14 protein-coding genes are annotated in these 14,448 nt (G+C 61.6%); 3 read left to right on the plus strand and 11 right to left on the minus strand.

Annotated features, from left to right (window positions below):
* Positions 1–24 precede the first annotated feature (24 nt).
* Together NKJ15_RS00655 and irrA are read right to left on the minus strand one after the other, a co-directional pair.
* The gene (locus NKJ15_RS00655) at positions 25–384 is read right to left on the minus strand and encodes a DUF4260 domain-containing protein (RefSeq protein ID WP_352613888.1); all 360 of its coding nucleotides are present in this window, start codon (positions 382–384) and stop codon (positions 25–27) included.
* A gap of 10 nt (positions 385–394) precedes the next feature.
* Positions 395–826 carry an iron response transcriptional regulator IrrA gene (irrA, locus tag NKJ15_RS00660; protein WP_023676913.1) on the minus strand — a complete coding sequence of 144 codons (432 nt, stop codon included), beginning with the start codon at positions 824–826 and terminating at the stop codon, positions 395–397.
* A gap of 240 nt (positions 827–1,066) precedes the next feature.
* Here irrA and fabA point away from each other — a divergent pair, with 240 nt between their 5' ends.
* From fabA to fabI, 3 genes are all read left to right on the plus strand, one after another.
* Positions 1,067–1,585, plus strand: coding sequence for a 3-hydroxyacyl-[acyl-carrier-protein] dehydratase FabA (gene fabA, locus NKJ15_RS00665; RefSeq protein ID WP_352470073.1), 519 nt, complete (start codon positions 1,067–1,069; stop codon positions 1,583–1,585).
* Positions 1,586–1,705: 120 nt separating this feature from the next.
* A complete protein-coding gene (fabB, locus tag NKJ15_RS00670; RefSeq protein ID WP_023676911.1) occupies positions 1,706–2,926 on the plus strand; it encodes a beta-ketoacyl-ACP synthase I in 1,221 nt (406 codons plus the stop codon).
* A gap of 13 nt (positions 2,927–2,939) precedes the next feature.
* Complete coding sequence (gene fabI, locus NKJ15_RS00675; RefSeq protein WP_352613887.1) at positions 2,940–3,752, plus strand: enoyl-ACP reductase FabI; 813 nt, start codon at positions 2,940–2,942, stop codon at positions 3,750–3,752.
* 36 nt (positions 3,753–3,788) lie between these two features.
* Here the strand turns inward: fabI and NKJ15_RS00680 are convergent, their stop codons facing one another.
* The 9 genes from NKJ15_RS00680 to NKJ15_RS00720 form a co-directional block, all read right to left on the minus strand.
* On the minus strand, positions 3,789–4,802 hold the full coding sequence (locus tag NKJ15_RS00680) for a class I SAM-dependent methyltransferase (protein WP_352767033.1): 1,014 nt from the start codon (positions 4,800–4,802) through the stop codon (positions 3,789–3,791).
* Between the two features lie 89 nt (positions 4,803–4,891).
* A complete protein-coding gene (gene pnp / locus NKJ15_RS00685; RefSeq protein WP_023676908.1) occupies positions 4,892–7,039 on the minus strand; it encodes a polyribonucleotide nucleotidyltransferase in 2,148 nt (715 codons plus the stop codon).
* Between the two features lie 407 nt (positions 7,040–7,446).
* A complete protein-coding gene (gene rpsO / locus NKJ15_RS00690; protein ID WP_280940423.1) occupies positions 7,447–7,758 on the minus strand; it encodes a 30S ribosomal protein S15 in 312 nt (103 codons plus the stop codon).
* 140 nt (positions 7,759–7,898) lie between these two features.
* Positions 7,899–8,993 carry a magnesium/cobalt transporter CorA gene (gene corA, locus NKJ15_RS00695; protein WP_352613885.1) on the minus strand — a complete coding sequence of 365 codons (1,095 nt, stop codon included), beginning with the start codon at positions 8,991–8,993 and terminating at the stop codon, positions 7,899–7,901.
* 146 nt (positions 8,994–9,139) lie between these two features.
* Positions 9,140–10,093, minus strand: a complete 954-nt coding sequence (truB, locus tag NKJ15_RS00700) for a tRNA pseudouridine(55) synthase TruB (protein ID WP_352541265.1) — start codon at positions 10,091–10,093, stop codon at positions 9,140–9,142.
* Positions 10,093–10,518 carry a 30S ribosome-binding factor RbfA gene (gene rbfA / locus NKJ15_RS00705; RefSeq protein WP_352541264.1) on the minus strand — a complete coding sequence of 142 codons (426 nt, stop codon included), beginning with the start codon at positions 10,516–10,518 and terminating at the stop codon, positions 10,093–10,095. The genes truB and rbfA overlap by 1 nt, the downstream gene beginning before the upstream one ends.
* A 104-nt stretch (positions 10,519–10,622) precedes the next feature.
* On the minus strand, positions 10,623–11,195 hold the full coding sequence (locus NKJ15_RS00710) for a hypothetical protein (RefSeq protein ID WP_352767038.1): 573 nt from the start codon (positions 11,193–11,195) through the stop codon (positions 10,623–10,625).
* A gap of 16 nt (positions 11,196–11,211) precedes the next feature.
* Complete coding sequence (gene infB, locus NKJ15_RS00715; RefSeq protein WP_352470067.1) at positions 11,212–13,779, minus strand: translation initiation factor IF-2; 2,568 nt, start codon at positions 13,777–13,779, stop codon at positions 11,212–11,214.
* Positions 13,776–14,426 carry an RNA-binding protein gene (locus NKJ15_RS00720; RefSeq protein ID WP_352541262.1) on the minus strand — a complete coding sequence of 217 codons (651 nt, stop codon included), beginning with the start codon at positions 14,424–14,426 and terminating at the stop codon, positions 13,776–13,778. The genes infB and NKJ15_RS00720 overlap by 4 nt, the downstream gene beginning before the upstream one ends.
* Positions 14,427–14,448 lie beyond the last annotated feature (22 nt).

Below are 14,448 nucleotides of genomic sequence, written 5' to 3' on the forward strand. Positions count from 1 at the left end.
GCTGATCTTCGGTTCGGGGATGGTTTAGCGGCCGATGCGGCCGAGATGGGTATCCTGGAAACTGCTTGACAGCTTCAAACCGTAGCCCAGAGCGCGGTCGATGGCGATGTGGGCGATCCAGATCAGCGCGACAGCTATCGCCATTGCATTGTCAAAGACGCTGCCGAGAAGCGCCAGCAGAACGGGCAAGATCAGTGTGTGCAAGGCGTTGTAGGCGACGGCCCCGACGCGCGGCCCGGCGATGTAACCCAGCATCGACAGGTCGGGCGCCAGAATGAGCACGGCAAACAGCCACCAGGAAACACCGGCGATTGCATAGAAGACAAGAGCCGCCACCGCGACGGCGACCCATTCGAGCCGGAGCGTCAAATCCAGGAATTTCATAAGATGCCGGTCAGTCGCAGCGTTTCGGACGCAGTCTCACCACGATATCGACATTGGCGATCTCCATGCCCTCCGGCGGCTCCGGCAGGTTGGAAACCGTCACCGGGCCGCTGTCGATATCGAAGATCCTGTTTTCGCCCTCGATATAGAAATGATGGTGATCGGAGGTGTTGGTGTCGAAATAAGTCTTCGATCCCTCGACGGCAAGGATGCGCAGAAGACCGGCCTGGGTAAACTGGTGCAGAGCATTGTAGACGGTGGCCAGAGACACCGGCACGCCGGCGGCAAGCGCCTCCTCGTGCAGTTCCTCGGCCGAAAGATGGCGGTCGCCCTTGGCGAAAAGCAGATCGGCCAGCGCGATGCGCTGGCGTGTCGGCCTCAGACCGGCCTCACGAACCCGCTTGTCCACAGCGACATTATCCTTCCGGCAACCCAGATCCATCTATCCGTCGCGCTCACAGTTCCGCCTCAGACAGGTCCAAAATGGCAGAAATTGAGCATCTGCCGAAACTGGACGTGTCCTGACATATATTCTGTCGACCGAATGCGATCAATAGCGCGCATTGACCCGGGCAGACGGGCAGGTTAAGCGCAAACGCCGGTTTCCGGCCTGAAACAGATTGTGTTAGGAAACCACCGACAAGGGCTCCTTTCGCGCGGGACGATCACGGGGACGAGATTGATGGCGGATCCGAAATCCAGCTACGGTTACGAGGAATTGCTTGCCTGCGCCCGCGGCGAGCTGTTCGGACCGGGAAATGCGCAGTTGCCCTATCCGCCGATGCTGATGTTCGACCGCATCACCGAGATCAGCGAGACCGGCGGTGCGTTCGACAAGGGTTTCATCCGCGCGGAATTCGACATCAAGCCGGATTTGTGGTTTTTCGCCTGCCATTTCATCGGTAATCCGATCATGCCGGGATGCCTGGGCCTGGACGCCATGTGGCAGTTGACGGGGTTCTATCTCGGATGGCTCGGTGAACCCGGCAAGGGGATGGCGCTGTCGACCGGTGAGGTGAGGTTCAAAGGCATGGTCACGCCTTCGGTCAAGAAGGTGGAGTATGGCGTCGACTTCAAGCGCGTGATGCGCGGTCGGCTTGTGCTTGGCATCGCCGATGGCTGGCTGAAGGCAGATGGCGAGCCCATATACGCGGCAACGGATCTGAAGGTCGGTCTGTCCAAGCAATCGGCCGCCGTCTGAACGAAGACCCTGCAGTACGACGTCTTGGACGTCTGATGAACGCTGTAGCACTTTAATTTTGCGCATGGTTCCATTCCGGAAATTGATTTCAGGTTCGGGGTCCGCTGGAAGGAGTTGCGAATGAGACGGGTCGTAGTCACAGGTCTCGGCATCGTGTCGTCGATAGGCAACAATGCCAACGAGGTGCAGACCTCGCTGCACGATGCCAGATCCGGCATCAGCTTCTCCGACTCTTTCGCCGAGCATGGCTTCCGTTGCCGGGTGTGGGGTGCGCCGACGCTGGACCCGTCGGGCATGATCGACCGTCGCGCCATGCGCTTCCTGTCGCAGGGTGCTGCCTGGAACCATGTCGCAATGGACCAGGCGATCGCAGACGCCGGCCTCGACGAGGCCGACATCACCAATGAGCGCACCGGTATCGTGATGGGCTCCGGCGGACCGTCGACCCGTGCAATCGTCGAGGCGGCCGAGACCACGATCAAAAACGGCAGCCCCAAGCGGATCGGGCCGTTCGCGGTGCCAAAAGCGATGTCGTCGACCGCGTCGGCGACGCTTGCCACCTGGTTCAAGATCCACGGCGTCAACTATTCGATCTCATCGGCCTGCTCGACGTCTGCGCATTGCATCGGCAATGGCTACGAGCTGATTCAGTGGGGCAAGCAGGACATCGTCTTCGCCGGCGGCCATGAGGATCTCGACTGGACGATGTCGGATCTCTTCGATGCCATGGGCGCCATGTCGTCCAAGTTCAACGACAGGGCGTCGGTCGCCTCACGCGCCTACGACGTCGATCGCGACGGTTTCGTCATTGCCGGCGGCGCCGGCGTGCTGATTCTTGAAGAGCTCGAGCATGCCAAGGCACGCGGCGCCAAGATCTATGCCGAGATCGTCGGCTATGGCGCGACATCGGACGGCTACGACATGGTGGCGCCGTCGGGCGAAGGCGCGGCGCGCTGCATGAAGCAGGCGCTCGCAACGGTGTCCTCGCCGGTCGACTACATCAATACGCACGGCACCTCGACGCCGGTCGGCGACTCCAAGGAAATGGGCGCCATCCGCGAGGTGTTCGGCGAGAAGATGCCTTTCATCACGTCGACCAAATCGTTAACCGGCCATTCTCTGGGCGCCGCCGGCGTGCAGGAATCGATCTACTCGATCCTGATGATGCAAGGCGGCTTCATCGGCGAGAGCGCCCACATTGAGAACCTCGATCCGGAATTCGAGGGCATGCCGATCGTGCGCAAGCGCATCGACGATGCAAGGATCGACACCGTTTTGTCCAATTCGTTCGGTTTCGGTGGCACCAACGCAACGCTGATTTTCCAGCGCTATTCCGCATAAGGATTTGCCGACCATGGACGGATTGATGAAGGGCAAGCGCGGGCTTGTCATGGGTGTTGCCAACGATCATTCGATCGCCTGGGGTATCGCCCGCAAACTGTCCGAACATGGCGCGGACCTCGCCTTCACCTATCAGGGCGAGGCCTTCGGGCGCCGGGTCAAGCCGCTCGCCGAGAAATTGGGCGCATCCCTGGTGGTGCCTTGCGACGTCGAGGACAGCGTGTCGGTCGCCGCGACTTTCGAGACTTTGGGGAAGGCGTGGGGCGGGCTGGATTTCGTCGTCCATGCCATCGGCTTTTCCGACAAGAACGAGCTGAAAGGCCTCTACGCCGACACGAGCCGCGACAACTTCATCCGCACCATGGTGATCTCCTGCTACTCCTTCACCGAGATCGCCCGTCACGCCGCCACATTGATGAAGGATAGCGGTTCGATGGTCACGCTGACCTATGCCGGTTCGGTCCGTGTCATGCCGAACTACAACGTTATGGGTGTCGCCAAGGCGGGGCTGGAGGCCAGCGTCCGCTATCTCGCCAACGACTACGGCCCGCGCGGCATCAGGGTGAACGGCATATCGGCGGGACCGGTACGGACGCTTGCGGGCGCCGGGATTTCCGACGCACGCCACATGTTCTCCTACCAGCAGCGCAACTCGCCGCTACGCCGTACAGTGACGATCGATGAAGTCGGCGGCTCCGCGCTCTATTTGCTGTCCGACCTGTCCTCCGGCGTCACCGGCGAAATCCATTATGTCGATTCCGGCTATCACATCGTTTCCATGCCGACGCTTGACGAATTGAAGCAGACCGACGGCGGGCGGGAATAGCGCGAGCGACGTATCGCCGGCTTGCCCCGCAGGATTTCAGCGTCGCGCCGATAAGACCTTGAACATGCCGTCGCGGGCGAGCTCCGCATGGCTGGAGAAGGCGGCCGCCAGCACCGGTTCGTAGGGAAGCTGGCGGTTTGCCACCATGAACAGCCGGCCGCCGGGCTTCAGCGCCTTGCCTGCCGCGCGGATCATGCCGGCACCGATTTCCGGCTCAGTCGCCCGGCTGCGGTGAAAGGGCGGGTTCATGACGACCACGTCGTAGCGGCGCTCGACCGGTTCGCTCAACAGATCTATCCAGAAGAAACGTGGCTCCACGCCTGTGTTGCCGACATTGGCCTTGGCCGCCTCCAGCGCCTCGAAATCCGCTTCGTAAAGGTCAAGCGCCGATATGCCGGGTGAGCGGGCGGCGACTTCGGCGGCGACATAGCCCCAACCGGCACAGAAGTCCGCAACGCTGCCACGCAGATCGTTGGGCAGATTTTCGACTAGCAGCTTCGATCCGGCATCGATCTTGTCGAAGGAAAACATGCCTGGGGCCGTGCGGAAGCGGTCCTCGACCACCAAGTCCGGATTGGCGGCGCGAAGCGTTGCCGCGGCAACGGTATCGGCCGGCCGGCGAAACCAGAAGGCAATGCCGTGATGCTTCGGCAGGTGGCCTTCGAGCGGCACAAGGGCGCCGACATGCTTGCGCAGGCTGGCGATTCCATCGTCCTTGCTGCCGGCGACGACGATCAACCCGCCTGGTGCTGCGCGTTCGACCGCTTCGGCAACGCGCAACTCGTTTTGGCCGCGATGGCGGCCAGCGAGCACAAATGCCGCGTCGAAAGCCTCGCCTTCGACCTGCGGCGTGACCGCGAAGCCGGACGCCTGCAAGGCGCGAAAGTGCGGCCTGAAGCCTTGGACAAGATGAAGCTTGGCATCAAAACTTTCGGGCAAGCGAAAGCCGGGCTCGGCACCGAGAAAGAGTATGCGTTCATCCTTTCGTGGCAGGGAGACAGCACCGGCCTCGAACGGATGGAAAAGCGTTTTCAGCGGCTCGGCGGACATTCACCACTCTTGAACTGCAAGGCTGTTGTTGAAACGCAAACGGGCGCGACCTTCCGGCGCGCCCGCTTCGATTGCATAGTTAGATCAGCTTAGGCGGCGTTTTCTTCGCCTTCGCTCTTCTTGTCGCGAACGATTTCCTTGCCGGTGGCCTGGTCGACGACCTTCATCGACAGGCGGACCTTGCCGCGCTCGTCGAAGCCCATCAGCTTGACCCAGACCTTGTCGCCTTCCTTGACCACATCGGAGGTCTTGGCGACGCGGTCATTGGCGAGTTGCGAGATGTGGACGAGGCCGTCACGCGGACCGAAGAAATTGACGAAAGCGCCGAAGTCGGCGGTCTTGACGACCGTGCCTTCGTAGATTTCACCGACTTCCGGCTCGGCGACGATGGTGTGTATCCACTTCTTCGCCGCCTCGATCTCCTTGGCATTGGCCGAGGCGATCTTGACGGTGCCGTCGTCCTCGATGTTGATCTTGGCGCCGGTCTTTTCGACGATCTCGCGGATGACCTTGCCGCCCGAGCCGATCACGTCGCGGATCTTGTCGGTCGGGATGTGCATGACCTCGATGCGCGGCGCGAACTCGCCGAGCTCGGCACGTGCGCCGGACAGCGCGTGGGCCATTTCGCCGAGAATGTACTGACGGCCATCCTTGGCCTGGTCGAGGGCGATCTTCATGATCTCCTCGGTGATGCCCTCGATCTTGATGTCCATCTGCAGCGAGGTGATGCCGTAGGCGGTGCCGGCAACCTTGAAGTCCATGTCGCCGAGGTGGTCCTCGTCGCCAAGGATGTCGGAGAGCACGGCGAAGCGCTCGCCTTCCTTGATCAGGCCCATCGCAATGCCGGCGACCGGCTTGGCAAGCGGCACGCCCGCGTCCATCAGAGCCAGCGAGGTGCCGCAGACGGTAGCCATCGACGACGAGCCGTTGGACTCGGTGATCTCCGAAACGACGCGCAACGTATAGGGGAACTGGTCGGCGGTCGGCAGCATCGGCCGGATGGCGCGCCAGGCGAGCTTGCCATGGCCGATTTCGCGGCGGCCCGGCGAACCCATGCGGCCGGTTTCACCGACCGAATAGGGAGGGAAGTTGTAGTGCAGGAGGAACTTCTCCTTGTACATGCCGGTCAACGAATCGACATACTGCTCGTCCTCGCCGGTGCCGAGCGTGGCGACGACCAGCGCCTGGGTCTCGCCGCGAGTGAACAGCGCCGAGCCGTGCGTGCGCGGCAGGACGCCGACTTCCGAGACGATCTTGCGGACCGTCTTCAGGTCGCGGCCGTCGATGCGCGAGCCGGTGTCGAGGATGTTCCAGCGCACGACCTTGGCCTGGAGCTCCTTGAACACGGTGCCGATCTGTTCGGACGTGTATTTGGCCTCTTCGCCTTCTGCCGGCGCGAACGCGGCCTTGACCTTCGCCTTGACGGCGTCGACGGCGGCATAGCGCTTCTGCTTGTCGGTGATCTTGTAGGCGTCGCGAAGCTCGCCTTCGACGATCTTGAGCATCTCGGCTTCAAGTGCGGAATAGTCCGGCGCGTTGAAGTCGCGCGGGTCCTTTGCCGCGACTTCAGCCAGCTTGATGATCGCGTCGATCACCGGCTGGAAGCCCCTGTGGCCGAACATGACGGCGCCGAGCATAAGGTCCTCGCCGAGTTCCTTGGCTTCGGACTCGACCATCAGCACGGCGTCGGCGGTGCCGGCGACGACTAGGTCGAGCTTCGATTCCTGCATCTCGTCGACATGCGGGTTGAGCACGTATTCGCCGTTGATGTAGCCGACGCGGGCGCCGCCAACCGGACCCATGAACGGCACGCCGGACAAGGTCAGGGCGGCGGAGGTGGCGACGATCGACAGGATGTCCGGGTCATTTTCGAGATCGTGCTGGACGACGGTGACGACGATCTGGGTGTCGTTCTTGTAGCCTTCGGCGAAGAGCGGCCGGATCGGGCGGTCGATCAGGCGGGAAACCAGCGTTTCCTTCTCGCTCGGACGGCCTTCACGCTTGAAATAGCCACCCGGGATCTTGCCGGCGGCGTAAGTCTTCTCCTGGTAGTTGACCGTCAGCGGGAAGAAATCGAGGCCGGGTTTCGGCTCTTTCATCGAGACGACGGTGGCGAGAACCTTGGTTTCGCCGTAGGTGGCCAGCACCGCGCCATCAGCCTGACGTGCGATCTTGCCGGTTTCGAGAATGAGCGGACGGCCGCCCCATTCGATTTCCACTTTGTGGTAATTGAACATGTCTTGTCCTTCGTATGCGGAAAGGGCCGCGCCGTTTCAGCGTGCGCGGATGCCCCTTTCCCTTGGCTTCCTTTCTCGGGCAGCCACGGGCAAGACAACGGGAAGCTCGGCTATTCAGCGCATTTGCCGCACGAGCGTCCTGCAATCCTGCCCCATGACCGTCCATGGGCGGTTTCGAGCGGCCCTCTGCTGTTTCGAAACCGGGTTGGCCAATCGATCCGAGTGGCCTTGCGCGTGAACCCGAAAACCAGGTTTTCGGAAAATATCCTGCGCAAATCTAAACTTCAGAGCGTCCTTTGCGCATCCAAACCGATGCGCGGCGCTCTACTTCCTTCATGGAGCCTTGGATGACCCGATGCTCCAATGCGCGACCGGCGGGCTCTCGAAAGAACCCGCCGGTCAATTCGTCAACGGCGCAGACCGAGCTTCTCGATCAGCGTCTGATAGCGCGCGTCGTCCTTGCGCTTGAGATAATCAAGCAGGCTGCGGCGCTGGGAAACGAGAGCGAGCAGACCACGGCGGGAATGGTTATCCTTCTTGTGGTCCTTGAAATGATCGGTCAGGTTCTTGATGCGCTCGGAAAGGATGGCCACCTGGACTTCCGGAGACCCGGTATCGCCCTTGGCGGTTGCGAATTCGCCCATCAATTCCTTCTTGCGTTCGGCAGTAATCGACATCGTGTTTTTCCTTGTCTGTTTGAGGAAACGGGACGCCCTCAGCCGGGATGTCGTCCAGCAGGGGCCGGTGCAAGCAACGCGTCAAAGCGCGAAGCTGCGGCGCATATAGTGCAATTCCGACAAAAAGGCCAGCCTAATTCACAAGCCGGCTTTTTGCTGCATAAACGGGCACTTCCGCCTAGTCAGAGCCATTTCTTCCATTTGAAGTACGCAAAGAGCCCGACCGCAACAAGCGCCATGAAGGCGAGCGACAGCGGATAGCCGTAATAGGCCTTCAGCTCCGGCATGTTCCAGGGCGAGGTGTCGGGGTCGAAATTCATGCCCCATACGCCGACGAGAAAGGTAAGCGGCATGAAGATCACCGAGACGATCGTCAGATAGCTGATGACGTCGTTGGTGCGCGCCTGGCTGAGCGACAAGTGCATCTCGATCAGGCCGGTCAGCATGTCGCGCTGGGTTTCGACCAGTTCGATCAATCGCAGCGAATGATCGAGCGTGTCGTTCAGAAATATCTTGGTTTCGGCCTTCACATAAGAGACGTCGTTGCGGATCATGGTCGCCAGCGCGTCGCGCATCGGCCAAAGCACGCCCTTCAGCACATTGGCATCGCGCCGCAATTCGTGAAGCTGCCGCATCTGATGCTTGTGCGCCTGGTTCAGCATTTGGTCCTCAATGCTGTCGACCAATTCGCCGGCAGCCTCGATCGGCGGGAAATAGCTGTCGACGATGGCGTCGATCAAAGCATAGGCGAGATAGTCGGCGCCGCGCGAGCGCAAGCGGTTGGGCACCGAGCTTGCGATCCGCTTGCGCACGGGATCGAACGGGTCGCCTTCGCGCTCCTGGAAGGTGACGACGAAGTTCCTGCCGAAGAAGACGGCGATCTGTTCGTAGCGATGCGCGGTGACATCGTCGATCATCCTGACGACGACAAAGGCATGGTCCTCGAAGAAATCCACCTTCGGCCGCTGGCCGGTGTTGACGACATCTTCCAGCGCCAACGGATGCAGGTTGAAGATCCGGCCGATCTCCTCGATCAGCTGGATGTTGGCGAGGCCTGTGCAATCGAGCCAGATAACCGGCCAATTGTGGCAATGGGTGTTGACGTCGTCGATGCTGGCATTGTCGATGGTCTTGAACTTTTCGGGCGAGATCAACGTCAGCCTGAGCTCGGAACGGCGTGCCGCCGGGTCGGCGATCAGCGTGCCGGGCGAAGCCCCGACCGGCGGCCTCCGTGTTTTGAGCGCCGCTCGTTTGTTGACCGTGTCAGCCTTTGCCATGTGCCCCCTCGAGTGCAGCGTCGAACGGCACTACAGCGCAGCGCATCCTTTCGGACTGCAAACGACGCCGTAGGCCTGTTGATTTAGCGCATGATCCTTTCCCAAAATAGAATCCGGTTTGGAGATCATGCGCCGGGCGACAGCTGTTACCCGACAAAGACCCGCTTTGGCTTGAACATGCCTTGCTCGATGGCGCCGATGGCGACCAGCTTGCCGCGCGCGGTGGCGCAGGCCTCCTCCGCTTCTACCGGCGCGTCACGGCCGCGAATGATGACCGGATTGCCAAGGCGGATTTTGGTTGCCGCATCGTCGCTGATCGCAACCTGCGGCAAGCATTCGAGCGCCGCGGCGGTGTCGAGCAGAAGGGCATCGATGGTACCGAAGTCGATCGGCGCGTCTGCTGCTTGCGGCTCGCCCTGCTCGCCGAAGCGGGCGGCCTCCAACTCGGCCAAGGTGACGAAATCTTCCTGCGTGAACGGCTCGACCTCGACCCGCCGCAGCTCGGCGATGTGACCAAAACAGCCAAGGTCGCGCCCCATGTCGCGCGCCAGCGAGCGGACATAGGTGCCCTTGCCGCATTCGACCTCGAAGATGGTGCGATCTGCCATGTGCTCGACCAGGTCGAGCCGGCCGATCTCTACCTCGCGTGGCGGAATGTCGATCGTCTCGCCATCGCGGGCAAGGTCGTAGGCGCGCTCGCCGGCGATCTTGATCGCCGAAAATTGCGGCGGCGTCTGCATGATGACGCCGGTATATTTCGAAAGCAGCGCCCGTACGTCGGCTTCCGCCGGACGGCGGTCCGAGCTTTTGGTCGCCGGGCCTTCGAGGTCGTCGGTCGAACGCTCCTCGCCCCAGGCAACCGTGAAGCGGTAGACCTTGGCGCCGTCCTGGACGTATGGCACGGTCTTGGTCGCTTCGCCGAGCGCGATCGGCAGCATGCCGGACGCTAGCGGGTCGAGCGTGCCGGCATGGCCGGCCTTTTCCGCCTGGAACAGCCATTTGATCTTGGCGACGGCTTCAGTCGAGCCCATGCCGACCGGCTTGTCCAGTACCAGCCAGCCCGAGATCGGCCGGCCCTTCTTCTTGCCGCGACGCGCCACTATTCGCTGTCCTTCCGGTCGTCTTTGTCTTTGTCGTCGGCGCTGAGATCGCGCGCCACTTCGGGCGAGTGCAGCAATTCGTTGATCTTCTGGAAATTGTCGTAGCTGGTGTCGAGCCGGAAGCGGAATTCCGGCATGTACTTCATCTGCCGCAGCGCGCCGGAGACACGGCCGCGGACGAACTTCGCATGCTTGTTGAGCGCTTCGACCACCACGCCGGCATCCTTGGCGCCAAGCGGCGAGACGAAGGCGGTGGCGATCTTCAGATCGGGCGACATGCGCACTTCCGAGACCGACACCACGGCATTCTCGATCAACGGATCGAGGATCTCGCCACGTTGCAAGGTTTCCGACAGAGCATGGCGCACCTGCTCGCCGACGCGAAGCATACGCTGGGATGGGCCAGCCGATGGTGGTCTTGGCATGAAAATTCTTCCTTCGCGCGGGTTCGAACCGCCTCAAACCGCTGACTTAACGCCGTTGGGCAGGTTTGGCTACCCTGGGCAACTGACCTTAATAGGTCTTCGTTCTACGACCGAGCCTGAGTTGCCCAGATTTTTATTTTCTCGAGCGCATCGGCGGGAACGACATCCCTTGGGATAAAAACGAAACGGGTACCGTTATCTATGAGGAAAAACAGGTAGTCGTTGCTCAGTTGCACCCGTTCTATCCTTCGATTCTTTATCGAGTTCTCGTCCAAAAACTGAATAATATACCCATCGAAGATCTTTACCGGTTCGGTGATATTGCCAATTTTCTTATTATTTACTTTCCTTTTAAAGAAACCAAAAAAACTACGAGCTACTATAATATATATAGTCCCCATCGCAATTGGGGCGAGAACGTAAATTGTCTCACTGGAGACCACGCCTTTTGAAAGGTACTCCAGCAGAGCGACGGCCAACGCAGATGTCCAGATAATCAAAAGAACTGAGGCTATCAAAATCAGCCAAGCAAGACCTGTGAGAATCCAACGCCTGGATCGACCATACCGCAGGTCGGAAAACGAACGCGCAGCACGTTTAAGCTGCGTATCATTTGTTTGGAAGGTATATTCCCATAGAGGGAACATACCTTCCAGATTTGAAGCGTCCTGGCCCATATCGGTGCCAAGCGCTTTACAGCGTCCTGGTCACCATCTCGACGCGGAAGCACTCGATGACGTCGCCGACGCGCATGTCCTCGTAGTTCTGGAAGGCCATGCCGCATTCCTGGCCGCCCGGAACTTCCGAAACCTCGTCCTTGAAGCGCTTCAGGGTCTTCAGCGTGCCTTCGTGGATGACGACGTTGTCCCGGATCAGGCGGACGCCCGCACCACGCTCGACCTTGCCTTCGGTGACACGGCAGCCGGCGATCTTGCCGACCTTGGTGATGTCGAAGATCTCGAGGATCTCGGCATTGCCGATGAAGGTCTCGCGACGCTCCGGCGAGAGCAGGCCGGAGAGCGCCGCTTTCACATCATCGACCAGATTGTAGATGATCGAATAGTAGCGGATCTCGATGCCTGCCGCAGCCGCGGCTGCGCGGGCCTGCGCATTGGCGCGAACGTTGAAGCCGATGATCGCAGCTCCCGAAGTTTCCGCCAGCGACACGTCGCTTTCGGTAATGCCGCCAGCCCCCGCATGGACGATGCGGGCGCGCACCTCGTCGGTGCCGAGATTGTCGAGCGCGGCGTTGATCGCCTCGATCGAGCCCTGCACGTCGCCCTTGATGACCAGCGGGAATTCCTTCAATCCGCTGGTCTGCAACTGCGACATCATCTGTTCAAGCGAGCCGCGCTGGCCGGCATGCCTGGCCACCGCCTTCTCACGCGCCAGACGCTGGCGATATTCGGTGATCTCGCGGGCGCGGGCTTCGTTGTTGACCACGGCGAAGCGGTCGCCGGCCTGCGGCGTGCCTTGCAGGCCGAGCACCTCCACCGGCATTGCCGGCGGCGCTTCCTTGACCTGCTCGCCGCGATCATTGACGAGTGCGCGTACCCGGCCCCATTCGTTGCCGGCGACGAGAATGTCGCCCGGCATCAACGTGCCGGTCTGCACCAGCACGGTAGCGACTGGGCCGCGGCCCTTGTCGAGCTGGGCTTCGATGACCACGCCTTCGGCGGTGCGGTCCGGATTGGCCTTCAGGTCGAGGATTTCGGCCTGCAGCAGGATCGCTTCGAGCAACTTGTCGAGATTGATGCCCTTGGTCGCCGACACCTCGACATCCAGCACCTCACCGCCCATGGATTCGACGAACACCTCGTGGCGCAGCAGTTCCGAACGCACCTTCTGCGGGTCGGCGTCATGCTTGTCGATCTTGTTGATCGCCACAATGATCGGAACGCCGGCCGCCTTGGCGTGATTGATCGATTCGATCGTCTGCGGCATGACGCTGTCGTCGGCTGCCACCACGAGGATGGCGATATCGGTCGCCTGGGCACCGCGGGCACGCATTGCCGTGAAGGCGGCGTGGCCGGGCGTGTCGATGAAGGTAACCTTGTGAGCGTTCTTCTCGACCTGATAGGCGCCGATATGCTGGGTAATGCCGCCGGCCTCGCCGGAGACGACGTTGGCATTGCGGATGGCATCGAGCAACGAGGTCTTGCCGTGATCGACATGACCCATGATCGTTACCACCGGCGGACGCGGCTGCAGGTCCTCGGGACGATCGGCGATGTTGAACAAGCCCTCTTCGATGTCGGACTCGGCGACGCGGCGGACCGTGTGGCCAAATTCGGTGGCGACGAGTTCGGCCGTGTCGGCGTCGATGACGTCACCAGGCTTCAGGATCTGGCCCTGCTTCATGAAGAACTTGACCACGTCGACAGCGCGCTCGGACATGCGCTGCGCCAGCTCCTGGATGGTGATGGTTTCGGGCAGGATCACTTCACGCATGACTTTCTCGCGTGGCTCGTTATGCAACGCGCGCTTGAATTTCTCCTGACGGCGGCGCATCGACGAGAGCGAGCGGGCGCGCGCATCCTCGTCGGAAAGCGCCGAATTCAGAGTCAGCTTGCCGCGGCGGCGGTCTTCCTCGCCCTTGGTCGGTTTGGCCGGACGCGCCACTTCCGGCGTAACCAGACGGCGCACTGGTGCGCCGGCACCGGTCCGCTTCGGTTTGACCTCTTCCTCGTCATCGACTGTTGCCAGTTCGGCGGCGAGCGGCGCACGGCGGCGCGCCTCTTCCTCGGCACGGCGGCGGGATTCGGCCTCGGCTTGCAGCCGTGCCTCTTCCTCGGCCTGACGGCGAGCCGATTCCTCGCGCTCGCGGCGGCGGCGCTCTTCGTCCTCGCTGCGGCGCTTGGCTTCCTCGATGGCGCGCTGGCGATCCTCGACATCGCGGACCTTCGAGCCCTCGAGAGCCCGGCGGCGTGCTTCCATTTCCTGGCGCGACAACTCGTTCAGCACCATGCCGCCGCGTTCGACCGGCGGCGGAGGGGGAGGCGCCTTGGGAGCTTCCTGCACGGCAGGCGCTGCCGCGACCGGCTTCGGCGTGAAGACGGACACAGGCGCTGCCGCCGGCTCCGGCTTGTCGCCGGGCAGCGAGAACTTGCGCTTCTTGGTCTCGACGACCACCGACTTGGTGCGGCCGTGCGAGAAGTTCTGGCGCACCGTGCCCTGTTCCATGCCGGGGCGCTTCAGCGTCAAGGTCTTCTTCGGCGTAACACTCAGCGTCTTGTCGTCGCCCGATTTCGTATCGCTCATTCCATATCCTCTGCGGCATCATCTTCGTCAGCAACGGCCGCAAGCATTGCCAGATCGTCCGGGGAACCGCCCCGATATCGGTCGAGCGCAACCATGCGCTTCTGGACCGCCCTGCCCGCGTCTCCCGCGAGAACGGCAGCATGTATCACATTTGTACCCCCCAATGCCAAGCTCAACTCGGCCTCGGAGAAAAGTTTGTAAGCGCGGATCGCAGGCCCGCCAAGGTGGACGGTTGCCCGTCGCGCCTGGCTTATCTTGCGGACGCCATCGTCGGAAGCCTCGGTCGCGTGGAGCACGAAAAGTGCAAGTCCGCCGCGCACGGCGCTCTCGACCTTGGTCGCTCCGAGCGCTATGGCGCCCGCCTTGCGGGCCAGGCCAAGCATGCCCAGAGCGGACCTGGAAAGTAGCGCGTCGACCATGCCGCCAAGATCGGCCGGCACGCTCACCTGCGCCTTAAAAGCACGGGCAAACAGATTTTTGGCCGCTGCCTTTTCTATATGTAGGCGGTCGGCCGTCACCCAGCAACCGCGGCCGGGCAGGTTTCTCTTGATGTCCGGAACGACGGCCGAACCCGGGCCGACGACGAAACGGATCAGTTCATCCGGTTCGGCTTGCCTGCGGGTGACGATGCAGGTGCGATCGTTCATCTCGTCCAAGGGCGGGTTCGGT

Origin of the sequence: Mesorhizobium sp. M0207 (assembly GCF_040321995.1) — a bacterium.
GTDB lineage: Bacteria > Pseudomonadota > Alphaproteobacteria > Rhizobiales > Rhizobiaceae > Mesorhizobium.

What these genes read in the sequence shown, in the direction of transcription:
- NKJ15_RS00710 (WP_352767038.1), bottom strand. Translation starts at nt 11,195, where the DNA reads ATGGGCCAGGACGCTTCAAATCTGGAAGGTATGTTCCCTCTATGGGAA.
- rbfA (WP_352541264.1), bottom strand. Translation starts at nt 10,518, where the DNA reads ATGCCAAGACCACCATCGGCTGGCCCATCCCAGCGTATGCTTCGCGTC.
- pnp (WP_023676908.1), bottom strand. Translation starts at nt 7,039, where the DNA reads ATGTTCAATTACCACAAAGTGGAAATCGAATGGGGCGGCCGTCCGCTC.
- NKJ15_RS00655 (WP_352613888.1), bottom strand. Translation starts at nt 384, where the DNA reads ATGAAATTCCTGGATTTGACGCTCCGGCTCGAATGGGTCGCCGTCGCG.
- fabA (WP_352470073.1), top strand. Translation starts at nt 1,067, where the DNA reads ATGGCGGATCCGAAATCCAGCTACGGTTACGAGGAATTGCTTGCCTGC.
- NKJ15_RS00680 (WP_352767033.1), bottom strand. Translation starts at nt 4,802, where the DNA reads ATGTCCGCCGAGCCGCTGAAAACGCTTTTCCATCCGTTCGAGGCCGGT.
- fabB (WP_023676911.1), top strand. Translation starts at nt 1,706, where the DNA reads ATGAGACGGGTCGTAGTCACAGGTCTCGGCATCGTGTCGTCGATAGGC.
- infB (WP_352470067.1), bottom strand. Translation starts at nt 13,779, where the DNA reads ATGAGCGATACGAAATCGGGCGACGACAAGACGCTGAGTGTTACGCCG.
- corA (WP_352613885.1), bottom strand. Translation starts at nt 8,993, where the DNA reads ATGGCAAAGGCTGACACGGTCAACAAACGAGCGGCGCTCAAAACACGG.
- NKJ15_RS00720 (WP_352541262.1), bottom strand. Translation starts at nt 14,426, where the DNA reads ATGAACGATCGCACCTGCATCGTCACCCGCAGGCAAGCCGAACCGGAT.
- irrA (WP_023676913.1), bottom strand. Translation starts at nt 826, where the DNA reads ATGGATCTGGGTTGCCGGAAGGATAATGTCGCTGTGGACAAGCGGGTT.
- fabI (WP_352613887.1), top strand. Translation starts at nt 2,940, where the DNA reads ATGGACGGATTGATGAAGGGCAAGCGCGGGCTTGTCATGGGTGTTGCC.